At 72.3% G+C, this 26,502-nt stretch carries 20 protein-coding genes, 1 rRNA gene and 1 pseudogene; 5 read left to right on the top strand and 17 right to left on the bottom strand.

Annotated elements, in window-relative coordinates; genetic code table 11:
* Positions 1–111: 111 nt before the first annotated feature.
* From ald to ACH4SP_RS31365, 4 genes are all read right to left on the bottom strand, one after another.
* Positions 112–1,227, bottom strand: coding sequence for an alanine dehydrogenase (gene ald / locus ACH4SP_RS31380; RefSeq protein ID WP_398420283.1), 1,116 nt, complete (start codon positions 1,225–1,227; stop codon positions 112–114).
* 158 nt (positions 1,228–1,385) lie between these two features.
* Positions 1,386–3,467, bottom strand: coding sequence for a tetratricopeptide repeat protein (locus ACH4SP_RS31375; protein WP_398419826.1), 2,082 nt, complete (start codon positions 3,465–3,467; stop codon positions 1,386–1,388).
* 161 nt (positions 3,468–3,628) lie between these two features.
* Positions 3,629–4,249, bottom strand: a complete 621-nt coding sequence (locus ACH4SP_RS31370) for an NUDIX domain-containing protein (RefSeq protein ID WP_398419825.1) — start codon at positions 4,247–4,249, stop codon at positions 3,629–3,631.
* 78 nt (positions 4,250–4,327) lie between these two features.
* Positions 4,328–5,977, bottom strand: a complete 1,650-nt coding sequence (locus tag ACH4SP_RS31365; protein ID WP_398419823.1) for a CTP synthase — start codon at positions 5,975–5,977, stop codon at positions 4,328–4,330.
* Positions 5,978–6,571: 594 nt separating this feature from the next.
* On the opposite strand from ACH4SP_RS31365, the gene ACH4SP_RS31360 reads away from it, so the two are divergent.
* Entirely contained in the window at positions 6,572–8,374 is a 1,803-nt protein-coding gene (locus ACH4SP_RS31360; RefSeq protein WP_398419821.1) for a glycoside hydrolase family 15 protein, read from the top strand.
* 70 nt (positions 8,375–8,444) lie between these two features.
* Positions 8,445–10,073 (top strand): PucR family transcriptional regulator, encoded by a 1,629-nt coding sequence (locus ACH4SP_RS31355; RefSeq protein WP_398419819.1) that lies wholly within the window; start codon positions 8,445–8,447, stop codon positions 10,071–10,073.
* Positions 10,074–10,167: 94 nt separating this feature from the next.
* Here the strand turns inward: ACH4SP_RS31355 and ACH4SP_RS31350 are convergent, their stop codons facing one another.
* The 3 genes from ACH4SP_RS31350 to recN form a co-directional block, all read right to left on the bottom strand.
* Positions 10,168–11,337 (bottom strand): glycosyltransferase family 4 protein, encoded by a 1,170-nt coding sequence (locus ACH4SP_RS31350; protein ID WP_398419817.1) that lies wholly within the window; start codon positions 11,335–11,337, stop codon positions 10,168–10,170.
* Between the two features lie 171 nt (positions 11,338–11,508).
* Positions 11,509–12,297: a hypothetical protein gene (locus ACH4SP_RS31345; RefSeq protein WP_398419814.1), complete on the bottom strand. Its 789-nt coding sequence runs from the start codon at positions 12,295–12,297 to the stop codon at positions 11,509–11,511.
* A gap of 10 nt (positions 12,298–12,307) precedes the next feature.
* The gene (gene recN / locus ACH4SP_RS31340; RefSeq protein WP_398419813.1) at positions 12,308–14,047 is read right to left on the bottom strand and encodes a DNA repair protein RecN; all 1,740 of its coding nucleotides are present in this window, start codon (positions 14,045–14,047) and stop codon (positions 12,308–12,310) included.
* Between the two features lie 146 nt (positions 14,048–14,193).
* On the opposite strand from recN, the gene ACH4SP_RS31335 reads away from it, so the two are divergent.
* Positions 14,194–15,519 (top strand): FtsX-like permease family protein, encoded by a 1,326-nt coding sequence (locus ACH4SP_RS31335; RefSeq protein WP_398419811.1) that lies wholly within the window; start codon positions 14,194–14,196, stop codon positions 15,517–15,519.
* A gap of 23 nt (positions 15,520–15,542) precedes the next feature.
* Here the strand turns inward: ACH4SP_RS31335 and ACH4SP_RS31330 are convergent, their stop codons facing one another.
* The 3 genes from ACH4SP_RS31330 to ACH4SP_RS31320 all read right to left on the bottom strand — a co-directional run bounded on the left by ACH4SP_RS31330 (position 15,543) and on the right by ACH4SP_RS31320 (position 17,716).
* Positions 15,543–16,451, bottom strand: a complete 909-nt coding sequence (locus ACH4SP_RS31330) for an NAD kinase (RefSeq protein WP_398420281.1) — start codon at positions 16,449–16,451, stop codon at positions 15,543–15,545.
* Between the two features lie 107 nt (positions 16,452–16,558).
* Positions 16,559–17,374 (bottom strand): TlyA family RNA methyltransferase, encoded by an 816-nt coding sequence (locus ACH4SP_RS31325; protein WP_398419810.1) that lies wholly within the window; start codon positions 17,372–17,374, stop codon positions 16,559–16,561.
* A 6-nt stretch (positions 17,375–17,380) separates the two neighbouring features.
* Positions 17,381–17,716: a hypothetical protein gene (locus ACH4SP_RS31320; RefSeq protein ID WP_398419809.1), complete on the bottom strand. Its 336-nt coding sequence runs from the start codon at positions 17,714–17,716 to the stop codon at positions 17,381–17,383.
* A gap of 55 nt (positions 17,717–17,771) precedes the next feature.
* On the opposite strand from ACH4SP_RS31320, the gene ACH4SP_RS31315 reads away from it, so the two are divergent.
* On the top strand, positions 17,772–18,122 hold the full coding sequence (locus ACH4SP_RS31315) for an SCP2 sterol-binding domain-containing protein (RefSeq protein ID WP_398419808.1): 351 nt from the start codon (positions 17,772–17,774) through the stop codon (positions 18,120–18,122).
* Here the strand turns inward: ACH4SP_RS31315 and ACH4SP_RS31310 are convergent.
* The 4 genes from ACH4SP_RS31310 to ACH4SP_RS31295 all read right to left on the bottom strand — a co-directional run bounded on the left by ACH4SP_RS31310 (position 18,106) and on the right by ACH4SP_RS31295 (position 22,501).
* A complete protein-coding gene (locus ACH4SP_RS31310; RefSeq protein WP_398419806.1) occupies positions 18,106–18,984 on the bottom strand; it encodes an ABC transporter ATP-binding protein in 879 nt (292 codons plus the stop codon). The genes ACH4SP_RS31315 and ACH4SP_RS31310 overlap by 17 nt on opposite strands.
* A gap of 134 nt (positions 18,985–19,118) precedes the next feature.
* Positions 19,119–20,120 (bottom strand): FecCD family ABC transporter permease, encoded by a 1,002-nt coding sequence (locus ACH4SP_RS31305; protein ID WP_398420279.1) that lies wholly within the window; start codon positions 20,118–20,120, stop codon positions 19,119–19,121.
* Between the two features lie 77 nt (positions 20,121–20,197).
* A complete protein-coding gene (locus ACH4SP_RS31300) occupies positions 20,198–21,262 on the bottom strand; it encodes a FecCD family ABC transporter permease (protein ID WP_398419804.1) in 1,065 nt (354 codons plus the stop codon).
* 204 nt (positions 21,263–21,466) lie between these two features.
* Positions 21,467–22,501, bottom strand: coding sequence for an HAD-IIA family hydrolase (locus ACH4SP_RS31295; RefSeq protein WP_398419803.1), 1,035 nt, complete (start codon positions 22,499–22,501; stop codon positions 21,467–21,469).
* A gap of 73 nt (positions 22,502–22,574) precedes the next feature.
* Here ACH4SP_RS31295 and ACH4SP_RS31290 point away from each other — a divergent pair, with 73 nt between their 5' ends.
* Positions 22,575–23,858, top strand: coding sequence for a DUF1015 domain-containing protein (locus tag ACH4SP_RS31290; RefSeq protein ID WP_398419802.1), 1,284 nt, complete (start codon positions 22,575–22,577; stop codon positions 23,856–23,858).
* Positions 23,859–23,933: 75 nt separating this feature from the next.
* On the opposite strand, the gene ACH4SP_RS31285 is transcribed toward ACH4SP_RS31290, so the two are convergent.
* The 3 genes and pseudogenes from ACH4SP_RS31285 to rrf form a co-directional block, all read right to left on the bottom strand.
* Positions 23,934–24,797, bottom strand: coding sequence for a hypothetical protein (locus ACH4SP_RS31285; RefSeq protein WP_398420277.1), 864 nt, complete (start codon positions 24,795–24,797; stop codon positions 23,934–23,936).
* 261 nt (positions 24,798–25,058) lie between these two features.
* Positions 25,059–26,171, bottom strand: a pseudogene (locus ACH4SP_RS31280) (hypothetical protein); the annotation flags it as partial.
* A 240-nt stretch (positions 26,172–26,411) separates the two neighbouring features.
* Positions 26,412–26,502, bottom strand: a 5S ribosomal RNA gene (gene rrf / locus ACH4SP_RS31275); the annotation flags it as partial.

Here is a 26,502-nt window from a genome sequence, read left to right as displayed (position 1 = left end):
GTTCACGACGAGTTGAGCGAGCGGGGCAAAGTGACCGGATACACGTCCGGCCGGACCTCGCGGAGGCAAGGTCCGGCCGGGCGCGCGATGTTGACGACGCCTGTTGACGTGTCAGCCGAGAAGGGTGCTCAGCTCAAGGTGCGGAAGGTCGTGCGCCTCCGCCACCTCGCGGTAAACGACCTGGCCGTCATGGGTGTTGAGGCCCTTGGCGAGGGCGGCGTCGCGACGCAGCGCCTCGACCCAGCCGCGGTTCGCCAGCTCCACGATGTACGGCAGCGTGGCGTTGGTCAGCGCGTACGTCGAGGTGTTCGGGACGGCGCCCGGCATGTTGGCCACGCAGTAGAAGACCGAGTCGTGGACGTTGAACGTCGGCTCGGCGTGCGTGGTCGCGTGCGAGTCCTCGAAGCAACCGCCCTGATCAATTGCAATGTCGACAAGTACACTTCCGGGCTTCATCTTGGCGACGAGCTCGTTGGTGACCAGCTTCGGGGCCTTGGCGCCCGGGATCAGCACGGCACCGATGACGAGGTCGGCCTCGACGACGGCCTTCTCCAGCTCGAAGGCGTTGGAGACGATCGTCTGCACCTTGGTACCGAAGACCTTGTCGGCCTCGCGCAGCTTGTTGATGTCACGGTCGAGCAGGGTCACGTGGAAGCCCATGCCCACCGCGATCTGGGTGGCGTTCCAGCCGGAGACACCGCCGCCGATGACGACGGCCTTGCCGGCCGCCGTGCCCGGGACGCCGCCCGGGAGCACGCCGCGGCCGCCGACCTGGCGCATCAGGTGGTACGCGCCGACCTGCGGGGCGATCCGGCCCGCGACCTCGGACATCGGGGCGAGCAGCGGCAGGGCGCGGTTCGCGGTCTCCACCGTCTCGTACGCGATGGCGGTGGTGCCGGACTCCAGGAGCGCGTCCGTGCACTCGCGGGAGGCGGCGAGGTGCAGGTAGGTGAAGAGCGTCTGGTCCTTGCGGAGGCGGTGGTACTCCTCGGCGATCGGCTCCTTGACCTTCAGCAGCAGGTCGGCCGTGGCCCAGACCTCGTCCGCGGTGTCGAGGATGCTGGCGCCGGCGGAGACGTACTCGCCGTCCGTGATCGAGGAGCCGAGACCGGCGTCCTTCTCGATGACGACCTGGTGGCCGTGGCGCACGAGCTCGTGCACGCCGGCGGGGGTGATGGCCACCCGGAACTCGTTGTTCTTGACCTCGCGGGGGATGCCGACCTTCACGTCGATCACGGTCCTTGACTCTGGGGGGATGAAACGGGCAGTGCCTTGCATGACCAGGCGCCTGACCAGGCATGGAAGGCACACCTGGGGAACACCGCAGCTTGACGCGGCAGAGCCAGTCTAATGAAGGATTTCCAGCTGTCTAGCCTTACAAAGCATCAACCTCGCGCGGATGCGCTACGGATTTCGTAGGCTGGAACCTCTTCTTCCATTAGTCTCTCCGCCGCACCCCTGTGCAGCCGGGCCGCAGTCGGGTCGCCGAGCCGGTCGAGGGTGTCGGCAAGTCGCAGCCCCAGCGCGGCCTGAAGTCGCACCTCACCCGCCTGACGTGCCCATTCGACCGCTTCCTGGCAGGTCCGCAGCGATTCCTCGGGGCGTCCCGCGTACTCCTGGACGCGGGCCATCTCGCTCAACGCCCTCGCGTGGCCCGGGAGATCACCGAGCCGGCGCAGCCCGGACGCCGCGGCCCGCCAGTCGCGCAGCGCCTCGCCGTACCGGCCCGCGTAGGTGTGCACCGCGCCGAGCCGTCCGTACAGCCGCGCCCCGTCCTCGTCCTCGCCGCGCGTGAGGCGCAGGGCGAGTGCCCGCCCGTACCAGTCGGAGGCACGTGAGAAATCCCCCATTTCCTGATAGGTCCCGCCTACGGATTCCATTGCACGGGCCGTGGCGTAGGGGTCACCCGCTGTGCGCCCCGCGTCCAGAGCTGCCCGATACCGGGTCAAAGCCTCCGTCGTACGTCCGGTCTGCGCGTCCAGGTCCGCCAGATTGAGCAGGGCGGCGGCCTTCTCGCGGTGCAGGTTCCGCCGCTCGGCCACGTCGAGCACGAGGCGGTGCAGCCCGTAGAGCTCGGGGGCGGCGGCCTCGGTGCCCCGGTGTGCGGCCAGCGCCCGTACGAGAGCGGCGACCAGCCTGCGCGCGAGCGTGTCGAGCTCGCCGTCACCGACCGCCGCGCGGGCCGCGGCGAGCAGTGCGGGCTGCCGCTCGCGCAGCCACACGGCGGCCGCTGCCGGACTGGTGAAGCGCAGGGCGCGAGGCAGCCCGGCGAGCTTCTTGCGGGCCGGGGAGCCCTCGGGGTCGGTGACCGCCCGGCACGACTGGAGCTGCCGCACGGTCCGCTCCAGCATCCGGGCCCGCGCCAACTGCCGCTCCGCGGGCCGGTCCTGAGCTTCCGTCAGGGCAAGCAGCAGCGGCGCGAGACAGCCCGGCACCAGGTACTGCGGAACGGATCCGTCCACCGGGTGCAGCAGCCCCTGGACCGCGAAGTCGTCGAGCGTGGTCTGCGCCGCCGACACCGAGCATCCGGCGAGCGCGGACGCCGTGTGCGCGTCCGCGAGACCGGCGGGGGCGAGGGCGAGGAGTCGCAGTATCCGCGCCGCGGGCTGCGGCAGCGACTCGTACACAAGTCGCAGCGCACGCGCCAACGGGCCTGTGCCCTGCGGCTGTTCGGGGTCGTCGGGCAGCTCGCGGAGATGTTTGGTGACATCGGCGACCGAGGACTTCGGACGGTTCGAGAGCCAGCCGCCGACCAGTACCAGTGCGGCGGGCTGCCCGCCGCACTCCTCGGCGAGCGCGTCGGCGGCGGTCGGGTCGACGGTGATACGGACCTTGCCTGTGTAGTGCGCGAGGAGGGCCACGGCGGAAGCCGTGTCGAGCCCGCCGAGCGTGCACGGCCGTACGTCCGGGATGCCGGTCAGCGGCCCCTGGGCGGTGGCCACGACCAGGCAGTCCGGGTTGTCCGGAAGCAGCGGGTCGACCTGCTCGGCGTCGGCCGCGTCGTCCAGGACCAGCAGCACCCGGCGCACGGCGAGCGCCTCGCGCACCATCTCGGACAGGGTGTCGGCGTCGGCTCCCGCCGGAGCGGCGATCCCCAGGTCGTCCAGGAGTCCGCGCGCGGTCTCCTCGGTGGGGACGCGTTCGCCGCCGGGTGCGGTGAGCCGGGCCCGCAGTGCGCCGCCCGGGTAGTCGTCCGCGAGGGAGCGGGCCAGCTCCTCGGCGAGGGCGGTCCGCCCGGAGCCGGGGCGGCCGGCGACCAGCAGCACCCGGGCCCTGGGCACCTTGCGGCCGGTGAGGGTGTCCAGTCCCGTGCGCTCGATGTCGGCGCGCAGTTCCTTCAACTCCCGTTTCCGGCCGAGGAATTCGCCACTCCCCCAGTCATGGGCCGAACCCGCCGCCGAGCCCGCCGCGGTGGCGGTCGCAGTGACCGTCGCCGCGCCGCTGTTGTCCACCGCCTGGTCCGTCACGGGCCACGCTCCCGTCCGCCTGCGCACAATCCCCGCCGCGACCGCGGTCGGGGATTCGAGCCTAGTTCACGCTCTGCTACTGATCCGGGGGAGCGCGGCGGACAGGTCCCCCGATCGGATCAGCAGTTTTTACGACCGGGGTCGGTCCGGGGTCGTCCGTCTCAGAACGGGCGGGCCGGCCACGGCGCCTCCGCGGGCCGCAGCGCGTCGAGCCCCTCCCCGGCGAGGGCCGCGCTCAGCGCCAGTACCCCGATCACCAAGCAGTTGTTGTGCAGATCTCCGGCGAGCACCCCGCGTGTCAGCTCCGCCAGCGGTACGCGCGCGTGCTCCATGTCGGCCTCCTCGTCGGACACCGCGTACCGCTCGCCCTCCGCCTCCGAAAGGTCCCGGGCGAGGAAGATCCGCACCGCTTCGTCGGAACCGCCGGGCGAGGTGTAGACGTCGGTGAGCACCCGCCAGTCCCCCGCCTTGATGTGCGCCTCCTCATAGAGCTCGCGCTGGGCGGCGTGCAGCGGGTTCTCGCCGGGGACGTCGAGGAGCCCGGCCGGGATCTCCCACAGCTTGTGGTGCACCGGGTGGCGGTACTGGCTGAGCACCGCCACGCGCCCGGCGTCGTCCAGCGCGAGGACGGCCACCGAGCCGGGGTGCACCTGGTAGTCGCGGCCCGCCACACCTCCGTCGGGCATGACCACGTGGTCGGTGCGGACGCTGGTCTTCGCCCCCTCGAACCGGACCACGGACTCGGTGACCTGCCACTCCTGGGGGGTGTCCTCGATCGCCACGTACTTCCTCCTGAACGCAAAGAAACCGGGGTGAGGACCCGTGAAGATCCTCACCCCGGCAACGTTAACGCGTACGTACTACTTGCCCTGCTGGCGCTCCACGGCGGCCTTCACCAGACCCGCGAAGAGCGGGTGCGGGCGGGTCGGGCGCGAGCGCAGCTCCGGGTGCGCCTGGGTGGCGACCAGGTAGGGGTGGACCTCGCGCGGGTACTCGACGTACTCGACGAGCTTGTTGTCCGGGGAGGTGCCCGAGAAGACGATGCCCGCCTTCTTCTCCAGCTCCGCGCGGTAGGCGTTGTTGACCTCGTAGCGGTGGCGGTGGCGCTCGTCGACGTACTGCTCGTCGCCGTAGACCTCGCGCACGATGGAGCCCTCGGCGAGCTTCGCCGGGTAGAGGCCGAGGCGCATGGTGCCGCCCAGGTCGCCGGCGCCCTCGACGTACGCCAGCTGCTCCTCCATGGTGGAGATCACCGGGTGGGCGGTGGCGGCGTCGAACTCGGTGGAGTTGGCGTCCTCGATGCCGGCCAGGTTGCGGGCCGCCTCGACGACGATGCACTGCAGGCCGAGGCAGATGCCGAGCAGCGGCACCTTGTTCTCGCGGGCGTACTGGATGGCGCCGACCTTGCCGTTGACACCGCGCTCGCCGAAGCCGCCGGGGATCAGGATGGCGTCGCAGTCGCCGAGCTGCTTGTGGGCGCCGGCCTGGGTCTTGCAGTCGTCGGACGTGACCCACTTGACCTTGACGCGGGCCTTGTTGGCGAAGCCGCCGGCCCGCATGGCCTCGGTGACCGAGAGGTAGGCGTCGGGCAGGTCGATGTACTTGCCGACGAGCGCGACGGTGACCTCGTGCTCCGGGTTGTGGACACGCTCCAGGAGGTCCTCCCAGACGGTCCAGTCCACGTCGCGGAACGGCAGGTCCAGCTTGCGGACGACGTAGGCGTCCAGGCCCTCGGTGTGCAGCACCTTGGGGATGTCGTAGATCGACTTGGCGTCCACGCAGGCCACCACGGCGTCCTCGTCGACGTCGCACATCAGCGAGATCTTGCGCTTGATGGCGGTCGGGACCTCGCGGTCGGCGCGCAGCACGATCGCGTCGGGCTGGATGCCGATGTTGCGCAGGGCGGCGACCGAGTGCTGGGTCGGCTTGGTCTTCAGCTCGCCCGAGGGGCCGATGTAGGGGAGCAGCGAGATGTGCACGACGAAGACGTTGTCGCGGCCGACCTCGTGGCGGACCTGGCGGACGGTCTCCAGGAACGGCAGCGACTCGATGTCGCCGACCGTGCCGCCGACCTCGGTGATGACGACGTCGACGTCGTCGGTGGCCATGCGGCGGATGCGGTGCTTGATCTCGTTGGTGATGTGCGGGATGACCTGCACGGTGTCACCGAGGTACTCGCCGCGGCGCTCCTTGGCGATGACGGTGTTGTAGACCTGACCGGTGGTGACGTTGGCCGAACCGTCGAGGTCGACGTCGAGGAAGCGCTCGTAGTGGCCGATGTCCAGGTCGGTCTCGGCGCCGTCGTTGGTGACGAACACCTCGCCGTGCTGGAAGGGGTTCATCGTGCCGGGGTCGACGTTCAGGTACGGGTCGAGCTTCTGCATGGTGACGCGAAGTCCGCGCGCCTTCAGGAGCGCACCCAGGCTGGAGGCAGTCAGACCCTTGCCGAGGGATGAGGCGACACCCCCGGTGACGAAGATGTGCTTGGTCGTCGTGGATTTGGTCTGCATGGCCAAGACGGGGCTCCCGTGGTCGCGAGGTGAGGGTGCGTTTCCGGCCTCCCCGCCGCACACATCGGTGGATTCACCGGTGATTTCGGGGGGTGCCGTCGCTGCGGTTCGGGGGGTTTTGCTCCCACCGCCCACGGGCTACCAGGGTAACAGTGACTCCGGGAGGCTGCTTCCGGCCTCCGCCGCCGCCAGTGAGGGGGCCTGGGTTCCGCAGGGGTTCCCGGCCGTCCTCGCGGGCGCCTCCCGTGGATCCCCCGGGCGTCTCGCGGGACGTCTTTGCGGGCGTACCTGTGAAGACGCTCCTGGGCCTGCGGACCCCCTGAGGGCAGTGGCCCGACCGCCCGTTCGAGCCACCTTCACCATACGGTCACGGCGGCACCACCTGCGCCTCACCCGTTCGGCCCACTCACGTTGCAGCGACCTCACGCAGATGAGCTTGTCGCGTCGTATCCTGCTCGGACACATCGCTGCGAGCCGGCCGGCGAAGGCATCCATCACCGCCGCTCCCGGTCCCTGAAGCTCGTCGTCGAAGATCCCCTGACCGCAGATGTCCCCGCGAGGGGGCGGATGTGGCCGTTCGACTGGAGATTGCACGTGGCCGGGCGCATCGAGGACTACGCACTCATCGGAGACATGCAGACAGCGGCGCTGGTCTGCCGGGACGGCTCAGTCGACTGGCTGTGCCTCCCCCGCTTCGATTCCCATGCCGTTTTCGCCGGACTCCTCGGTACCGAGGAGCACGGCTTCTGGCGGATCGGACCCTCCTACCCGGACGGCAGTGAAGCGCCACCGGCTTCGCGGCGCCGCTACCGCGGGGACTCCCTCATCCTGGAACAGGAGTGGGACACCCCGCGGGGCACGGTCCGGGTGACGGACTTCATGCCGCCGCGCGACGGCGCACCACAGCTGACCAGGATCGTGGAGGGGGTCAGCGGCCGGGTGCCGATGCACTCGGCGCTGCGCATGCGGTTCAGTTACGGCCGGGTGACGCCCTGGGTGCACCGGGTGGACAACCGTACGGTCGCGGTCGCGGGACCCGACTCGGTCTGGCTGGACACGGACGTCGAGACGCACGGCCAGGACCTCACCACGCACTCCGACTTCACGGTCGCGCCCGGTGAGCGGCTCGCGTTCACCATCCAGTGGCAGCCCTCGCACAAGGAGGCGCCGCCGCTGCCCGACCCCGAGGGCGCACTGGAGCTCTCGGTCGACTTCTGGCGGGAGTGGGTCGAGCACTGTACGTACCACGGGCCCTACCGCGAGGCCGTGGTCCGCTCACTGATCACGCTCAAGGCACTGACGTACGCACCCACCGGCGGCATCGTCGCGGCCCCCACGACCTCCCTCCCCGAGGACATCGGCGGCTCCCGCAACTGGGACTACCGCTACACCTGGCTGCGCGACGCCGCGATCACGCTCTCCTCGCTGCTGCGCACCGGATACCGCGAGGAGGCCCGCGCCTGGCGCGAGTGGCTGCTGCGGGCGGTCGCCGGTGACCCGGAGAACCTCCAGATCATGTACGGGATCGCCGGCGAGCGGGAGCTGGGCGAGGCCGAGCTGGACTGGCTGCCCGGCTACGAGAACTCGGGGCCGGTCCGGGTCGGCAACGGCGCCGCCCACCAGCTCCAGCTCGACGTGTACGGCGAGGTCACCGAGGCCCTGCACCTCGCCCACATGACGGGCCTGGCCCGCAACGACTACGCCTCCCTCCTCCAGCTCAAGCTGATCCACTACCTGGAGGACCACTGGAACCAGCCGGACGAGGGCATCTGGGAGGTGCGCGGCCCGCGCCGCCACTTCGTGCACTCCAAGGTGATGGCCTGGGTCGCCGTCGACCGCACGATCAAGCTGATCGAGGCGGGCGACGCGGACGGCCCGCTGGAGCGCTGGCGCGAACTGCGCGAGGAGATCCACGCGGACGTGTGCGAGAAGGGCTACGACCCGGAGCGCAACACCTTCACGCAGTCGTACGGCTCCAAGGAGCTGGACGCCTCCCTGCTGCTCATCCCGCAGATGGGCTTCCTGCCGCCCGACGACAAGCGCGTCATCGGCACCATCGAGGCCATCCAGCGCGAACTGTCCACCCCGGACGGCTTCGTGCTGCGCTACCCCACCGACGGGGACAACGCGGGCGTGGACGGTCTGGAGGGCGACGAGGGCGCGTTCCTGGCCTGCTCGTTCTGGCTGGCGGACGACCTGGCGATGATCGGCCGGGTCGACGAGGCCCGCCGCCTCTTCGAGAAGCTCCTGTCGCTCCGCAACGACCTGGGGCTGCTCGCCGAGGAGTGGGACTCGCACCTGCAGCGCCAGGTCGGCAACTTCCCGCAGGCCTTCAGCCACGTACCGCTGATCGACACGGCCCTGCGGCTGACGGCTTCGGGGGCGTACGGCGGCTGACGGCGGTCCCCCGCGCACCGAACGCCCCGGAGGCCGTCGCCCCCGGGGCGTTCCGGTACCGTCCCCAGGCATGGACACGCAGGGCGGAATCACCGTGCAAAGGGCGCTCGAACTGCCGGGACTCCGCAGCGGGCTCCCCGAGGTGGTGGCGGGCGCCGACCGGCTCAACAGGACCGTGCGCTGGGTCCACGCCGGGGAGGTCCCCAACATCGCGTCGCTCCTCAAGGGCGGCGAGCTGCTGCTGACGACGGGGCTGGGGCTCGGCACCCGCCCCGCGGAGCAGCGCGCCTTCGTCCGCAGGCTGGCCGAGCGGGGCATCGCCGCGCTCGTCGTCGAACTGGGGCCGCGCTTCAGCCGGTTGCCCGCGACGCTGGTGGAGACCGCGCGGGCGGCCGGGCTGCCGCTGGTGCAGCTGCACCGCGAGGTGCCCTTCGTGTCCGTCACCGAAGAGGTCCACACGGAGATCGTCAACGGGCACTACACCTTGCTGCGGCGCGCGGAAGAGGTGCACCGCCGCTGTACGGAGGCGCTGCTGGGCGGCGGCGGGGTGCCGCAGGTGCTGGGCATCCTGGCGGACTTCACCTCCAATCCCGTCTTCCTGGAGACCGCCGACGGACAGCTGCTGTACGCGGCCGGGCCCACGGCCGAGGACCCCGGCGCCGACCCGCTCCAGGTGTGGGAGGGGCTGCGCGGGCAGCGCGAGGCGCGCGAGGCGGGGCCGCCCGCCAACGGGGTGCTGGTGGACGTGCCCGGCGGCGGCCACGGGACGGGCTCGGTGCGGGCCAGGCTGGTGCTGCTCGGGGTGGCCCGGCCACTGCTTCCGGTGCACCGGATGGCGGCCGAGCGGGCGGCGGGCATCCTGGCCGTCGTACTGATGCAGGCGCGTCAGGAGGAGGAGCTGGCGGCGCGCGGGCGCGGCGACTTCCTGACCGACCTCGCGCAGGGCCGCATCTCGGCGGACGACGCGCCCGCGCAGGCCCGGGTGCTGGGCTTCAGGCCGGGCGAAGGACCGCTGCTGCCGGTGGTCATGCGGCTCGCCGCCGAACTGTCGCCGTCCGGGAACTGGGCGGTTCTGGCGCGGGCCGTGCTGGAGGAGCTGGCGTCGGTGGGAGTGCCGGTACTGCTCGGCGTACGACCGGTGGAGGGGCGGGTTCCGCTGCTGCTCGGGCTGCGTACGGAGTCGGAGCGCACGGCGGTCGCCGACCGGGTCGCGGCGGCGCTGCGGGCCGGTGTGGAGCGGGCCGGGCTCGGCCGGGCCGGCGCGCACCCGCCGGTCGTGGTGGTCGGTGTCGCGGGCGGCTGGGCGGCGGCATCGGCGGGGCTGCGGCACGCGGCGGAGACGGCGACGGCCGCGCAGGGGCTGCACGACCGGCCCTGGTACGACGCGCGGCGCCTCGACATCGACCTGCTGCTGTGGCGGCTGCGGGACCATCCGGACCTGGCGGCGTTCGTGGACCGGGCGATCGGCCCGCTGCGCGACCACGACCGGACGTCCCGGCCGCCGCTGCTGCCCACGCTGGAGACGTATCTGGCACACGCGGGACGCAAGGCGGAGACGGCGCGCGAGCTGCACCTCAACCGGCAGACGCTCTACAACCGCCTCGCCCGGATCTCGGAGCTGCTCGGCACCGACCTGGACGACCCGCAGACGGTGCTGGCACTGAGCCTGGCGCTACGGGCGCGGCGGCACGCCTCATAGAGGTGCCCCATTGGGGCGCGGGCCTGTGTGGGACATGCGGCTCCGCCGCGTGGGCGCGACCGGCCACAACGCACCCGCGGGAATCTGACGGCTCCTATCCCTGCCCCGTCAACTCGTCGTAGACGCTGAGCACCTGGGCGACCGTCTCGTCCTCCGTCGGCCAGGTGGCCGCCTGCCGCAGCCCCGCCCCGGCGAGCTCCGCGCGGCGCTCCGGGGCGTCGAGCAGCCCGATGACCGTACGCGCGAGGGCGTCGGCGTCTCCGTACGGTACGAACTCGGCGGCGTCACCGACCAGTTCGGGGATCCCCCCGACGTCGGTGGCGACGAGCGGCACCCCGGCACGCAGTGCCTCCTGGGCGAGCACCGAGCGCGCCTCCCACCGGCTGGGCAGAACGGCGACGTCGGCGGCGGCGAGCAGCTCGGAGACGTCGTCGCGCCGCCCGAGCAGCTGCACCGGCAGGTCCTCGGCCTCGATGCGGCGCTGGAGCGCGGCCCGCTCGCCGCCCTCTCCGGCGATGGCGAGCATCGGGGCGGGGTCCAGGTCGCGCCAGGCGCGGGAGGCGTCCAGGAGGACGTCGTAGCCCCGGTACGGGACAAGGCTGCCGACCGCCATGAGCAACGGGCGTGCCACGGCGCCCAGTTCGGCCCTGGCCTTGCTCTCGTGGAAGTCGTCCGACGGACGGGGCGGGGGCATCGTGACGGGTGCGAGGCGGGCGTCGCGGGCACCCCGGCTGCGCGCCCGGTCGACGAGCTCGGACGACGTGCCGAGGACCACGGAGGCGGACCGGGCGGCCCGGCGCTCCATCAGCCGTACGACGTGGCCGCGCGCTCCCTCGGCATGGGTCCGGGTGTGCCAGGTGACGACGAGCGGGACACGCCCTGCGGACCGGTCCGCGGACCGGACGCCGAGCCGCCCCGCGAACCGCCCTCCGGCCGGCATCCCGCTCACGGCGAACGCGGTGCGCACGGCGGCGTGCAGCCCGTGCGCGTGGACGATGTCCGCTCCCGCGCAGGCGGCCCGCAAAGCCGCGACGGAGACGGGGTCGCTGCGCCGGGCGACGGTCACCACGTCGGCGCCCACCCCGGCGAAGTCGTAGGTGTGCTCCAGCTCGGCGGGGGCGCACACGGTCACCCGCACGCCCCGCGCGACGAGCCCCGCGGTCAGCGACCTGACGTGGGCGCTGCTGCCCGCGCTGCCGCCGCCGAGCACCTGGACGGCGCGGAGCGGCGACTGTCCGTACGACGGGGGCGGGGTGCTGCTCACGGTGGTGGGTGCTCCTGAGTGGATGTCTCCGCTGCGCTCCTGGTGCAACTTCTGCTGCACTTGTGCGCATTACGGCGCCAAGGATGCCAGTCCTCCGGCCTGCCGGGGCACCACAAGTGCCCCGGCCCGGTCACTTCATGCCTGCTACCACCCGCACGAGTGATCGCCCGTTCAGGAAGCTCCCGCCGCACGGCTGACCCGGTCACCGTACGCGGCCGCGACGGCCAGCGCGGCGGCGTGCAGGGCGAGTCCGGTCCGGCCGTTGCCCGCGACGATCGCCGCGCCGAGTCCGGCGCCCAGCGCGTGGGCCCCGGTGTCGCCGAGCATCGAGCGCCTCTTGAGGTCGTCGTCCAGGACGGCCGCGGCGGCTCCCACCGGCGCGGCTGCGAGCACTCCCGCCGCACCGCCCTTCAGCAGGCCGGGAGCCCCGAGGGCGAGGACCGTCCCGACCGCCCTGCCCGGCCGTACGTCCACCAGGTTCACGAAGTGCGCGGTGCCCGCGACGACCACCCCCGCCAGCACCTTGTCGACCGCGTTCTCCTTGAGGAGCGAGCCCGCCACGAGGCCTGCCGCGCCGATGCCCAGGAGCTTGACCGCACCGCTGGTGACCTCGCCCTGCCGCAGGGCGCCCAGGTGTGCGCGGAAACCGCGCCTGGGGTCGTTCCGCCCCACCATGTCGTCGTACGCCCCACAGCCCCCGGCGGCGAGCACGGCGAGCGCCGTGGCCGCCCTCGCCCGCGCGGGCAGCGCCGGGGCGGCGACGACCGCGGCAGCGGTACCGAGAGCGGTGGCCGGACCCGCGTACAGGTCGACCACCCCACCCTCGAAGTTCTTCCGCTCCCACAGGGCCGCCTCACCCGGCGGCCACCGCCGCATCCCCTGCCGTACACACAGGGTGGCCCCGACTGCCCCCAAAATCCCGGACACCCGACCACGCAGCGCACTGCGACCTGTACTCATGCGCCTCTCCCTACGCGTCCGCACGCGCCGTCGCGAGCAGTTCCTCCGCGTGTGCGCGGGCGGTCTCGGAGTCCTCCTGGCCGGCCAGCATCCGGGACAGCTCGCGCACCCGGTCCTCGCCCTCCAGGACGGTGACACCGCTCCTGGTCACCGAACCGTCGTGGGTCTTCTCCACCAGCAGCTGCCGGTCCGCGAACGCCGCCACCTGCGGCAGGTGCGTCACGACGACCACCTGCGCCGACTTCGCGAGCTTCGCGAGCCGCCTGCCGACCTCGACGGCCGCCTTGCCGCCGACGCCCGCGTCGACCTCGTCGAAGAGGTACGTGGGAACGGGGTCGGACCCGGCGAAGACGACCTCGACGGCGAGCATCACGCGCGACAGCTCACCGCCGGAGGCACCCTTGCCGATCGGCCGCGGGTGCGCGCCGGGGTGCGGGGCGAGCAGCAGCTCGACCTCGTCGGCGCCCGAGGAGCCGTACGTGACGAGGCGGCCGCCGACCTCGATGCCCCGCTCGGGGTCCTCGGTCTGCCGGATGTCGATCGTCACGCGGGCGTGCGGCATGGCGAGGGAGGCCAGTTCGGCGGTCACCGCGTCGGCGAACCGTGCCGCGGCCTCCGTACGGGCGTCGGTCAACACCTGGGCCAGGGTGGAGAGTTCACCGCGCAGGACGTCGCGCTCGGCCGTCAGCTCGCCGAGCCGGTCGTCGTCGCCGTCCAGCTCGGTGAGGCGGGCCGCGCCCTCCTGGGCCCAGGCGAGCACGGCGTCGATGTCCGAACCGTACTTGCGGGTGAGCTGGGTGAGCGCGGCCCGGCGCTCCTCGACCTCGGAGAGCCGCAGCGGGTCGGCGTCCAGGTTGTCGGCGTATCCGGCGAGCTCGCCCGCCACGTCGCCGAGCAGGATGCCGATCTCGCCGATGCGCTCGGCGAGGGCCGCCAGTGCCGGGTCGTGCGAGCGCACGGCGTCGACCGCCCGCTGGGCGCCGGCGACCAGGGTGTTCGCGTCGACGCCCTCGGGGTCCTCGGGGTTGCCCGCCAGCGCGGCGTGCGCGAGGGCCGCGGCGGAGGCCAGCGACTCGGCGTGCCCGAGCCGTTCGGCCTCGGCGGCGAGCTCGGTGTCCTCCCCCTCCAGGGGTTCGACGGCGGCGATCTCCTCCAGGCCGAAGCGCAGCAGATCGGCTTCCTGGGCGCGCTCGCGGGCCCGCGTGGTGATCTCGTCGAGCTCGGCCGAGACGGCTTTGAGGCGGCGGTAGGCGGTCGCGTACTTGGCGTGCGGCACGGCGACGGCGTCGCCCGCGTACCGGTCGAGGGCCTTGCGCTGCCGGGACGGCCGCAGCAGCCCCTGCTGGTCGGTCTGCCCGTGCACGGCCACGAGGTCGTCGGCCAGTTCGGCGAGCAGCCCCACCGGGACCGACCGACCGCCGAGGTGGGCGCGCGAACGCCCCTCGGCAGAAACCGTCCTGCTGACGAGCAGCGTTCCGTCGTCGAGTTCCGCGCCCGCCTCCTCGGCCCGTACGGCGGCGGGGTCGCCGGGGCGCATCGTGAGCCGCCCCTCCACCACTGCCGCCTTGGCCCCGAGCCGTACCAGGGCAGGGTCGGCCCGGCCTCCGAGCAGCAGCCCGAGACTGGTGACGACCATGGTCTTGCCCGCTCCGGTCTCGCCGGTCACCGCCGTGAAACCGGGTGACAGCTCGACGACAGCGTCGTCGATGACTCCGAGCGACCGTATCCGCATCTCCTCCAACACGGACACGACCTTACGAGGTCCTGAGCCCGGTGTGCGACGGCCCCCGCCCGGCGCCGCCCCGTCGGGCCACCCGGACCCTGCGGAAAACCCCACCTTGAAATCTGAAGCCTGCTTCATGGTGCGCACCTGCCCCGCCCGGCCAGTCTTGACCCATGGGAACAGGACTCGCACGATCCGCACTTCGCGGCCACCGCCCGGCCTTCGCGGGCACGACGGTGGCGGCGCTCTTCGCGGCGACGGTGGTGAGCGCGGCGACGACGATGCGGTCGGTGACGGGCGCCGGGGGAGTTTCCGTCGAGGTGGGTGACATGGCGGTCGTCCTGTTGATCGGATCCATCTACATGTCGATTTTCGTGGTGGCGTCGACGATGGGCACGGCCGTGGCCCAGCAGCACCGGGAGCTCGCCCTGGTCCGTACGATCGGCGCCCGCCCGCGTCAGGTGCGCCGCGCGGTCGTCGTGCAGGCGGTGGCGGCGGCCGTCCCCGCGGCGCTGGCCGGATGCGCGCTGGGGGCGCTCCTTGCCCGCCCCTGGTTCGCCGGGATGCAGGCGTACGGGCTGATACCAGGCGGGACGGTGCTGCGCTTCAGCTGGGTCGCGCTGCCGGTCTGCCTGGGCGTGGCCGTGGTGACCTCGGCGGCGGCCGCTCTCCTCTCCTCCGTCCGGTTCTCGCTGCTCCGCCCCGCGCGGGCGCTGGGCGAGTCCGTGGCGGGCCGCAGGGGCCTCGGGTGGTTGCGGACCGTGCTGGGGCTGGTCGCGGTGGTGGGCGGCTCCGTGCTCTCCGTACTGCTGACGAGGGCGGAGTCCGACAAGGCCGGGCAGGCGTCGTTCCTGGTCCTGCTGCTGTTCTGCGTCGGGGTGGGGCTGCTGGGACCGCGGATCGTGGGTCCGGCGGCACGGCTGGTGTCCGCGCCCGTCCGGCGGCTCGGTGGCAGCGCACGGCTGGCGATGCTCAATGTGCGCGCACAGCCGCGCCGGTTCGCCGCCGCCGTGGTCCCGCTCGTCCTGATGACCGGCTTCGGCCTCACCAAGATCGGCATGCGGACGACGGCCGAGCACCACGTGGGCAGTGCGGGCTCCGCGGGCGAGATCTGGCTCGACTACGTCGGCACGGGGCTGTACGCGGGCTTCGCCGCCATCGCCGCGGCGAACACCCTCGCGATGATCTCCTTCGAGCGCCGCCGGGAGATCGCCCTGCTGCGGGTCGTCGGCACCCTGCCGGGCCAGATTCGGGCGATGGCCCGCTGGGAGGCGGTGATCGTGGCGGGGACGGCGCTGGTCCTGGGCGGGCTGATATCCCTGGCCACGATGGCCCCGATGCTCGCCCAGGCCTTCGGCTCGCCCGTTCCGTACCTGCCGTGGCCGGTCCTGGTGGCCGTCGTCGGCGCCACCGTGCTGCTGGCCGTACTGGCCACCGGGCTGCCGGTCCGCTCGGCGCTGCGCCGTCGCGCGGTCACCGTGCTCGGCGCGACGGCGTAACGGGGCATGGGCCGGGGGACGGGTCAGTGCGGCGCGCCGCGCCAACCCGCCACCGGCAGCGCGAACTTGGCGACCAGCCGGTCGGTGAACGACGCGTGGTGCAGCCGCGCCAGCCGTACGGGCACGGCCCCCCGCCTGACCTCCACCCGTGCCCCCGAAGGCAGTTCGACGGTCCGCCGCCCGTCGCACCACAGCACCCCGTGAGGGGTGTGCGGCTGGACCTCGACGGCGAGCACCGAGTTCGGCGACGTCACGAGCGGCTTCGCGAACAGGGCGTGCGCACTGATCGGCACCATCAGCAGCGCCTCCACCTCGGGCCAGACCACGGGCCCGCCGGCCGAGAAGGCGTACGCGGTGGAGCCGGTCGGCGTCGCGCACACGATGCCGTCGCAGCCGAAGCCGGTGACCGGACGCCCGTCGATCTCCAGGACGACTTCGAGCATCCGCTCGGGCGAGACCTTCTGGACGGCGGCCTCGTTGAGCGCCCAGTCCCGGTGGACGACGTTCCCGTTGTTGTGCACGAGGACGTCGAGCGTCATCCGCTCCTCGACCTCGTACGCCCGCGTGACGACCCGGTCCACGACCTTGTCCAGGTCGTCGCGCTCGGCCTCGGCGAGGAAGCCGACCCGGCCGAGGTTGACGCCGAGCATCGGCACCCCGGACGCACGGGCGATCTCCGCACCGCGCAGCAACGTACCGTCGCCGCCCAGCACGATCAGCAGCTCACAGCCGTCGAGCACGTCGGGGGTCGCCTCGACGACCGTCTCCACGGACGACGGCAGCGGCAGATCGACCGCCTCCGACTCCAGCAGACGTACGCCGAGACCACTCTTGAGCAGCCCCTCGACAACCAGTTCGGCGCTGCGGATCGCCGCGGGCCGCCCGGTGTGCGCGAGCAGGAACACGGTGCGTTCCGCGGCCGGTTCGAGCACCCGCGCCGCTTCCGTCGCACCCGACGTTCCGGTCGTCCCCGATCCGGTCGTCCCCGATCCGGTCGTCCCTGTCGCGGTCGTCCCCGCACTGGTCGTCGCTGTTCCGGTCACCGAGGCCCCTCCGCCACTGCACGGTCAACATCCGCCGGGTCGAGCTCAGGAGCACCGGCCCTCAGCCACAGAAAGTACTCGACATTCCCGGAAGGACCGGGCAGCGGACTGGCCGTCACACCCTGCACGCCGAGGCCGAGCCCCCACGCCTGCCGGGCCACGTTCCGTACGGCGTCGGCCCGCAGCTCCGGGCTGCGCACCACTCCCCCGCTGCCGAGCCGCTCCTTGCCCACCTCGAACTGCGGCTTCACCATCAGCACCAGGTCGGCGTCCGGCGCCGCACAGCGCGCCAGCGCGGGCAGCACGAGACCCAGCGGAATGAACGACAGATCACCCACCACCACGTCGACCGGCACCCCGTCGATCATCTCCAGGGTCATCTCGCGCACGTTCGTACGGTCCTTGACGGTGACCCGGTCGTCCGACTGCAGCGACCACGCCAGCTGCCCGTACCCGACGTCCACCGCGACCACGTGCCCAACGCCCGCCCGCAGCAGTACGTCCGTGAACCCGCCGGTGGAGGCGCCCGCGTCCAGCGCCCGCCGCCCCTCGACCTTCAGCCCCAGCGGGGTGAAGGCGGCCAGCGCCCCGGCCAGCTTGTGCCCGCCGCGCGAGACGTAGTCGGGGTCGTCGTCGTCCTGGAGCACCACCACGGCCGCGGCCGTCTCGACCTGCGTCGCGGCCTTGCTCGCCACCGCCCCGCCGACCTTGACCCGCCCGGCGGCGATCAGCTGGCTCGCGTGCTCCCGCGAGCGGGCGAGCTTCCGGCGGACCAGCTCGGCATCCAGGCGGCGGCGTGCCACTCCTGCCACTCTCGTTCAGCTCCTGATGTCGTACGGGGAAGCGGGGGGCGCCGGAGGTCCCGGGCGTGCGTCGAGTGCGGTCAGCGTCTCGCGCAGCCCCCGGTGTACATCCTCGTACACCTCGATGTGTCCGTCCGCCGTGAGGTGGTCGACGTCCGAAAGACGCTCCAGCCGGGCGTCCACCTCGGCGTTCCCCGTCGCGCCGCGTACGACCCCGAGCGGCGCCGGGGCGGCCGGGTCGTACGCCACCATGCCTTCGGCCTCGCCCGGCCCGCCCGGCCCGGCCTGCCCTCCAGGCCCTGCTGCCTCGCCGTCCGCGGCGACGGCAGCACCTGTGTCCTCTGCGTCCATGGTCACGACGCTACCCCGAAGCCCCGCCGCGCGGCCTGAGGTACGGTCGGCGGTGATGGCGACCATGGAGGAGTGCCGCGCCGCACTCGACAAGCTCTCGGACAACCTCAGCGGGTCCGACAACGCGGGCGTGCGCAGCGTCGCCTCGTTCGACCGCTCGCTCAGCTGTCACCTGACCGACCTCGACCAGACCTTTACGGGCCGCTTCTCGGACGGCCGGATCGACGTCGAGGACAGCTGGCCCGGCCCGCCCCGCGAGCGCGCGCAGATCCGCCTCGCGATGACCGGCGACGACCTGGTCGCGATGGTCGACGGCGAACTGAACTTCGCGAAGTCCTGGGCCACGGGCCGGGTGAAGCTGGAGGCCGGTTTCCGCGACCTCCTGCACCTCAGGAAGCTGCTTTAGCCACAGCGTCCGCAGGAGCGGCCACCGCAGGAGGGGCGTCCGCAGAAGGGGCCGCTGCAGAAGGGGACTCTGCCGCACGGGCCTTCCGCGCCGCCGGGACCACCAGCGGAGTCCCCGTCTCCGGGTCCGCGATGACCTGGCACTTCAGCCCGAAGACCCGCTCCACCAGGTCTGCCGTGACGACGTCCGACGGCGCCCCCTCGGCGACGACCTTCCCGTCCCGCATCGCGATCAGGTGCGTGGCGTACCGCGCCGCGTGGTTCAGGTCGTGCAGTACGGCGACGAGCATGCGCCCCTGCGTCTCGTGCAGCTCCGCGCACAGGTCGAGCACGTCGATCTGGTGCTGGATGTCGAGGAAGGTGGTCGGCTCGTCAAGGAGCAGCAGCGGCGTCTGCTGGGCGAGCGCCATCGCGATCCACACCCGCTGGCGCTGACCGCCGGACAGCTCGTCCACGTACCGCTCGGCGAGTTCGGCGACACCCGTGGCTGCCATCGACTCGTCGACAATCCGTTCGTCCTCGGGCGACCACTGCCGCAGCAGCCCCTGGTGCGGGTAGCGGCCACGGGCCACGAGGTCGGCGACGGTGATGCCGTCGGGCGCCACCGACGACTGGGGCAGCAGCCCGAGCGTCCTGGCGACCTTCTTCGCAGGTATCGATCCGATGGCCTGCCCGTCGAGCAGCACCCGTCCCTGTGACGGCTTCAGCATCCGCGACAGGGCGCGCAGCAGCGTCGACTTGCCGCAGGCGTTGGGGCCGACGATGACCGTGAAGGAGTGGTCCGGGATCTCGACCGAGAGGTCCTCGGCGATGACCCGCTCGTCGTAGCCGAGGGTCACCGATTCCGTGACGAGGCGCTGCATGGACGTCGTACTCCTCTGGTTGTTCCCGCTCGTGTCCGCACTGCCGGGCGTCATGTCGGTCCCGGCCCGTGTCACATCCCTGCCGGCCCGCGTCGTATCCGTCCCGGCCCGCGTCATATCCCTGCCGGCCCGCGTCATATCCGCCCCGCCTTGCGCTCGGTCACCAGCAGCCACAGCAGATAGCAGCCGCCGACCACTCCGGTCACCACACCCACCGGCAACTGCCGCTCGCCGAACGCCGACTGGGCCACCCAGTCCGCGACCACCAGCAGCCCCGCACCCATCAGCGCGGAAGGCACCAGGTTCGGCCCCGGCGCCCCGGTCAGCCGCCGCGCGAGCTGCGGTGCGCTCAGCGCCACGAAGGTGATGGGTCCTGCCGCCGACGTGGCCACGCCCATGAGCAGCACGGCGCAGAGGATCAGCACGATCCTCGCCCGCTCCACGGGCACGCCCAGCGCGTACGCCGAGTCGTCGCCCATCTCCATCATCCGCAGCGCCCGCCCGTGCCCGAGCACCAGCGGAATCAGTACGAGGCAGGCGACGGCCAGTGGTACGACCTGCTCCCAGCCGCGCCCGTCCAGCGTGCCGGTGATCCACAGCACCGCCCGGGTGGCGTCCATCAGGTTGGCCTTGGTCAGCAGGTACTGCATGACGGCGGTCAGCATGGCGGCCGCGCCGATGCCGACGAGCACCAGCCGGTAGCCGTGCACTCCCCGCTTCCACGCGAGCAGGTACACGAGTACGCCCGTCAGCAGACAGCCGACCAGCGCTCCGCCGGCCACGGCCCAGCTGTCCCCCTGGAACAGCACGATGACCACGAGCGCCCCGACCGTCGCACCCTGGCCGAAGCCGAGCACGTCGGGGCTGCCCAGCGGGTTCCTGGAGATCGACTGGAAGATCGCCCCGGACAGTCCGAGCGCCGTCCCGACCAGCAGTGCGGTCAGCACCCGAGGCAGCCGCAGGTCGATGACGATGAACTCCTGGGCCATCGCGCCGTTCCCGAGCAGCGTCTGCACGACGTCGCCCGGCGTCATCGGGAAGTCTCCGCTGCCCACGAGGACCAGCAGGACGGCGACCGCGAGCGCCACCACGCCGATCGCGAGCGCCGCCCCGACCGCGCGTGCGTGGAACCGCATCGACAGCCCGCTGCCGAAACGTATCGCCGCGGGCTTCCTGGACCGTTCCCGCCTGACCTTGGTCCGTTCCACGGTGCTCACAGCTGCCCCATCCTCCGACGGCGTACGAGGTGGATGAAGACGGGTCCGCCGATCAGCGCGGTCACGATCCCCACCTGAAGCTCCGACGGGCGCGCCACGACCCGGCCCACCACGTCGGAGCCCAGCAGGAGTACGGGCGCGAGCACGGCCGCGTACGGCAGGATCCACCGCATGTCCGGCCCGGTGATGGCCCGTACGAGGTGCGGCACCATCAGCCCGATGAAGACGATCGGCCCGCACGCGGCGGTCGCGGCGCCGCACAGCAGCGTCACGGCGACCATGGCCAGCACGCGCGTACGGGTCAGGTGCACGCCCAGCGAGCGCGCGCTGTCCTCACCCATCTCCATCGCGTTCAGCGGCCGTGCGATCGACACCGCCAGCACGAGCCCGGCCACGATGAACGGCCACACCTTCCCCACGACGGACATGTCCGCCGACGCGAGGGAGCCCACGGTCCAGAACCGCAGCCGCTCCAGGGCCGCCGAGTCCAGCAGCTGTACGGCGTTGACGTAGCCGAAGAGGGCGGCGGTGGCGGCGGTCCCAGCGAGCGCGAGCCGCACGGGCGTCGCCCCACGGCTGCCCCCGAGGACGTAGACCAGCGCGGACACCGCCCCCGCACCGAGGAACGCGAACCACACGTACCCGGTCAAAGACGTCACACCGAGAAAACTGATCGCGGACACCACGGCCGCCGAAGCTCCCGCGTTCACGCCCAGGATCCCCGGCTCGGCCAGCGGGTTACGGGTCAGCCCCTGCATCACCGCACCGGCCGTGCCGAGCGCGGCGCCGACGAGCACGCCGAGGATCGTGCGCGGAATCCGCACCTCCCTGACGATCACGTCGTCACCGGTACCGGAGTGGTCCACGAGGCCGTGCCACACGTCGCCGAGCGGGATCACCTTGGCGCCGACGGCGATGCTCGCAAGCACCACCAGCACCAGGACGCCGAGGGAAACGAGCAGCCCGACGGCGCGCACGACATTCCGCTGCCGGACGGTACGGGAAGCGGACGGAGCGGAGCCGAGCTCCACGCTCTGTTCAGGGGGCCTGTCAACCAACACCCAAGTAAGGCTAGCCTACCCTCCCCTCCCCCTAAGCCCCCCGCCGCCCCCTTGGGCAGCGGGGCCGCCCCCGGGGGCGGAACGGGTGGGCAAGGGGGCGGCCCCACGCGGAGCGCCCCCTCCCCCGACCGCACGCCCTCGCGACCGCACGCCACCCCACCCCACCCCGAACAATCCCCCCTGCACCGAAGAACCACTCCCGCCCTACTCCAACCCCGCCACCTTCAACGCCTCCCCGACCTCCAACCCACAAGCCCCGCCCCCCGCCCCGGTCCACGCCACCGCGCACAACGCCCGCAGTGCGTCCATCGGTTCGCCCTCCCCCTCCACCACAAGCGCATCCCCACGCACCGAAGCACTCCACCCACCACAGGTGAACACCCCGTCCCCCTGCGCCACTTCCGGCTGCCCCCTCAGCAACCCCCGCAGATCCGCGTCCACATACGTCGGCCGGTACTTCGCCTCCGCCGCCAGCAGCTGGGCCGCGTCCGTCACCCCGGTCAGCACCAGCAGCGAGTCGACGCCCCCCGCGTTCGCCCCCTCGATGTCCGTGTCCAGCCGGTCCCCGACGACCAACCCCCGCTTCGCGCCGGTCCGCAGGATCGTCTCCCGGTGCATCGGCGGCAACGGCTTGCCGGCCACCTGCGGCTCAGCACCCGTGGCGATCCGTACGACCTCCACCGCGGCACCGTTCCCCGGCGCGATCCCCCGATCACTCGGAATCGTCAGGTCCGTGTTCGACGCGAACCACGGCACACCCCGGCGGATCGCGTACGAAGCCTCCGCGAACCGGCTCCACGCCAGATCCGGACCGCCGTACCCCTGCGCCACCGCCACGGGCGAGTCGTCAGCGGAATCCACCGGCACCAGCCCCCGCTCCCGCAGCGCGACCTTCAGCCCTTCCCCGCCGATCACCAACACCCTTGAGCCGTCCGGGACCTGATCGGCAATCAGACGGGCCACGGCCTGCGCGGACGTGACGACGTCGGACGCCTCCGCGGGCACTCCGAGCTCCGTCAGATGAGCGGCCACCGCGTCCGGCGTCCGCAGCGCGTTGTTGGTCACGTACGCGAGACGCATCCCGCCGTCCCGCGCCACACCCAGTGCGTCAGCCGCGTGAGCGATGGCCTCACCACCCGCGTAGACCACCCCGTCGAGGTCCAACAGCGCCGTGTCGTAGGCCTCGTTCAGCGCGGTCCCGCTGCTGCCCGGACGGGTCCTGCTCTGCTGGTGGCTCATTCTGGTCCGCTCCTCGGTCCGCTGGTTCTCCCCCGATCATCACCCATCTCACCACCCGACTTACGATGCACCAATGAGCACACCAGGGCTGCCCGGGGACCACGGCCTGCGAATGGTCCCCCTGCGAGGACTTCGCTATGTCCCGGAAGAGATCGGCAGCCTGGCCGCCGTGACTTCTCCGCCGTACGACGTCGTGGTCCGCCCGGACGGCCTGCTGCATCTGGAGTCCGCGGATCCGCACAACATCGTCCGGCTGATCCTTCCGCAGGCCGACACCGCACCGGCCCGCCACCAGCAGGCCGCGGAGACCCTCCGCAGCTGGCTCGCCGAAGGCATCCTCGCCCCCGACAGCGAACCGGCCCTCTACCTGTACGAGCAGTCCCGCGACGGTCTCCTCCAGCGCGGCATCATCGGCGCGCTCGCCCTGTCCTCCCCCGGAGAGGGCGTCGTCCTCCCCCACGAGGACGTCATGCCGCACGTCGTCGAGGACCGGGCCGCTCTGATGCGCGCCACCGCCGCCAATCTGGAGCCCCTCCTCCTCACCTACCGCAGCGGCCCCGGCGCCTCCGGCACCGCGGACACCATCGACCGCACCGCCGCTCGCCCCCCTCTCCTCTCCACCACCACCGAGGACGGCTTCCACCACCGCCTGTGGTCGATCACCGACCCGGCCGAGGTCGCCACCGTCACCACAGACCTCTCCCACCACCAGGCCCTCATCGCCGACGGCCACCACCGCTGGGCGACGTACCTGCGCCTCAAAGAGGAGCACACCGGCGGCCCCAGCCCCTGGGACTACGGTCTGGTCCTCCTCGTCGACACCGCCCACTACCCCCTCCAGGTCCGCGCGATCCACCGGCTGCTGCACCGCCTGCCCGTCTCCGAAGCCCTCGCCGCGGTGGGCGACTCCTTCCGCATACGACGCCTGGACACGCCTCTCGCCGAGGCCCTCGCCGCACTCGCCGAGGCAGCCGCCGACGGCAACGCCTTCCTGCTGGCCGGCGACGGCGCGTACCACCTCCTCGACCGCCCGGACCCGGACCTGCTCTCCCGTACGGTCCGCGGGGACCGGCCGGAGGCCTGGCGCACCCTCGACGCGGCCGTCCTGCACGAGACGCTTCTCGCCCACGTCTGGCACGTCCCGGACGCCCCGGAGGACATCGCGTACATCCACGACACGGAAGCAGCCGTCGAGCAGGCCGAACGCCACGACGCCACGGCCGTCCTCATGCACCCCGTCCGCGAGGAAGTAGTCCGCGACCTGGCCCGCCAGGGCGTCACGATGCCCCGCAAGTCAACGTCCTTCGGCCCGAAACCGGCCACCGGCCTGGTCCTGCGCAGTCTCGACGTCGGCTGACCTGCCGCGCACGGCGCCGACAAACAAAAGAGGGCGGCACCCCGGAAACCCGGGGTGCCGCCCTCTTCAGCACACTCAGCCCTTGTCGGCCTCACGCTCGGCCTCGACCGGAACCTCGGCGTCGGCCTCAGCCGGAACCTCGGCCTCAGCCTCGGCGTCGACGTCAGCGGCGGCGGCGGTCCTGTCCTCAGCCGGAGCCTCGACCTTGACCTCGCTCCCGACCTCAGCCACCTCTACGACCGCGGACTCCTCGACCAGGACCTCTTCCACGGAAGAAACCCCTTCGGTCTCGTCGCCCTCGTCATCGACGAGCGCGTCGACGAACTCGACACCGTCAAGCTCGGCGAGCCGGTCGGAGGCGTCCGTGCTGCCGTCCTTGTCCGCCTCGACCGCCTTGGCGAACCACTCGCGTGCCTCGTCCTTGCGCTCCGCCGTCAGCAGAGCGTCGGCGTACGCGTACCGCAGCCGAGCCGTCCAGGGCTGTACGGAGTTGGACGCGAGCTCGGGACCCTGCAGCGTCACGATGGCCGCGTCGATCTGCCCCATGTCACGCCGCGCACCGGCCGCGACCAGCCGCATCTCGACCTGACCGGCCTTGTCCAGCTTCTGCACCTCGGGCTCACCGGCCATGGCCATCGCCCGCTCGGGTCGGCCAAGGCCACGCTCGCAGTCCGCCATGACGGGCCACAGCTCGACGGTGCCGGTCATCCGACGCGTCGCGCGGAACTCGGCGAGCGCCTCGGTGTACCGCTGGGTCGCGTACGCGGCGAAACCGGCGGCCTCGCGCACGGCAGCCACCCGCGAGGCGAGCCGCAGCGCGATGCGCGAGTACTCGTACGCCTCCTCGGGCTCGTCGTCGATCAGCTTGGCCACCATCACCAGGTTCCTGGCGACGTCCTCGGCCAGCGTCTTCGGCAGGCTCATCAGCTCCTGGCGCACGTCCGGGTCGATCTCGTGGCCCGTGACGTCGTCCGGAATCGGCAGCCGCTTGATCGGCTCCCGGTCACGGTCGTCCCGCCCGCGGAACCCGCCACGGTCGCCACCCCGCTCGTCACGCGAGCCACGGAAGCCACCACGGTCACCGCCCCGGTCGTCACGCCCACGGAAGCCCCCGCGGTCGCCGCCCCGGTCACCGCTCGGCCGGTCGTCGCGGCGGAAGCCGCCACGGTCGCCACCGGAGGGCCGGTCATCGCGACGGAACCCACCGCGGTCACCGCTCGGCCGGTCGTCCCGACGCGGCCCGCTGCTGGGACGGTCGTCCCGACGGAAGCCCCCGCCACGGTTGTCATCGCGCCGCTCGAAGCCACCACCGCTGGGACGACCACCACGGTCGTCACGCCCACGGAAGCCACCACGGTCGCCGCCGCGGTCATCACGCCGGTCGTCACGACGCTCGAACCCACCACGGTCACCGCTCGGGCGCTCGTCGCGACGGAAGCCGCCACGGTCGCCACCGGTCGGCCGGTCGTCCCGACGGAACCCGCCGCTGCGGTTGTCGTCACGACGCTCGAAGCCACCACCGCTGGGACGACCACCACGGTCATCACGCCCACGGAACCCACCACGGTCACCACCGCGGTCATCACGCCGGTCGTCACGACGCTCGAAACCGCCACCGCTGGGACGACCACCACGGTCATCACGCCCACGGAAGCCACCACGGTCGCCACCAGAGGGACGGTCGTCGCGGCGGAACCCGCCACGGTCACCGCCACCACGGTTGTCATCGCGCCGCTCGAAGCCACCGCCGGCCGGACGACCACCACGGTCGTCACGACGGAAGCCACCACGGTCACCACCGCGGTCATCACGACGCTCGGACCCTCCGCCGGAACGCTCGTCCCGACGGAAGCCACCACCACGGTTGTCGTCGCGGCGGAAACCGCCACGGTCCCCGCTGGGCCGGTCGTCACGGCGCGGGCCGCTGCTGGGACGGTCGTCCCGACGGAACCCACCACGGTCGTCACGGCGGTCGCCGCCGCTGGGGCGGTCATCGCGACGGAAACCCCCGCCGCGGTTGTCGTCACGACGCTCGAAACCGCCACCGCTGGGACGACCGCCACGGTCGTCACGCCCACGGAAGCCACCACGGTCGCCACCAGAGGGACGGTCGTCGCGGCGGAACCCGCCACGGTCACCGCCACCACCACGGTTGTCATCGCGGCGGAAGCCGCCCCCACCGCCGCCGGCCGGGCGTCCGCCACGGTCGTCACGGCGGTCACCACCGGTGGGGCGGTCGTCACGGCGGAAGCCACCACGGTCGCCGCCGGTGGGCCGGTCGTCGCGACGGAAGCCACCACGGTCGTTGTCACGGCGAGGTCCGCGGTCGTTGTCACGACCACCGCGGTATCCGCCCCGGTCACCGCTGTCACGGTGACGCGGCTCGCGCTCCGGACGATCGTCAGGAGAGTTGGTGGACATGGGTGACTCCTAGTCTTCGGGCAACGCAGTCATTCTCGCGCAGTCGGCCATCCGACGCGCTTCGGGCAGAAAAACAAAAAGGACCCTTGGTCCCAGCATGAACGCTGGGACCAAGGGTCCTTTTGAAAGATTGTTCGGCGGCGTCCTACTCTCCCACAGGGTCCCCCCTGCAGTACCATCGGCGCGGAAAGGCTTAGCTTCCGGGTTCGGAATGTAACCGGGC

Origin of the sequence: Streptomyces sp. NPDC021093 (genome assembly GCF_044333135.1) — a bacterium.
GTDB lineage: Bacteria > Actinomycetota > Actinomycetes > Streptomycetales > Streptomycetaceae > Streptomyces.
Note: the sequence above shows the minus strand (reverse complement) of the source record. Positions and strands in the feature narration are given on the sequence as shown.

Bases quoted from the DNA above. Each gene is read 5' to 3' on its own strand.
- ACH4SP_RS31310 (WP_398419806.1), bottom strand. From the start codon at position 18,984: ATGCAGCGCCTCGTCACGGAATCGGTGACCCTCGGCTACGACGAGCGG.
- ACH4SP_RS31295 (WP_398419803.1), bottom strand. From the start codon at position 22,501: ATGAGCCACCAGCAGAGCAGGACCCGTCCGGGCAGCAGCGGGACCGCG.
- ACH4SP_RS31290 (WP_398419802.1), top strand. From the start codon at position 22,575: ATGAGCACACCAGGGCTGCCCGGGGACCACGGCCTGCGAATGGTCCCC.
- ACH4SP_RS31305 (WP_398420279.1), bottom strand. From the start codon at position 20,120: ATGCGGTTCCACGCACGCGCGGTCGGGGCGGCGCTCGCGATCGGCGTG.
- ACH4SP_RS31320 (WP_398419809.1), bottom strand. From the start codon at position 17,716: ATGGACGCAGAGGACACAGGTGCTGCCGTCGCCGCGGACGGCGAGGCA.
- ACH4SP_RS31355 (WP_398419819.1), top strand. From the start codon at position 8,445: ATGGACACGCAGGGCGGAATCACCGTGCAAAGGGCGCTCGAACTGCCG.
- ACH4SP_RS31365 (WP_398419823.1), bottom strand. From the start codon at position 5,977: ATGCAGACCAAATCCACGACGACCAAGCACATCTTCGTCACCGGGGGT.
- ACH4SP_RS31315 (WP_398419808.1), top strand. From the start codon at position 17,772: ATGGCGACCATGGAGGAGTGCCGCGCCGCACTCGACAAGCTCTCGGAC.
- ACH4SP_RS31345 (WP_398419814.1), bottom strand. From the start codon at position 12,297: ATGAGTACAGGTCGCAGTGCGCTGCGTGGTCGGGTGTCCGGGATTTTG.
- ACH4SP_RS31335 (WP_398419811.1), top strand. From the start codon at position 14,194: ATGGGAACAGGACTCGCACGATCCGCACTTCGCGGCCACCGCCCGGCC.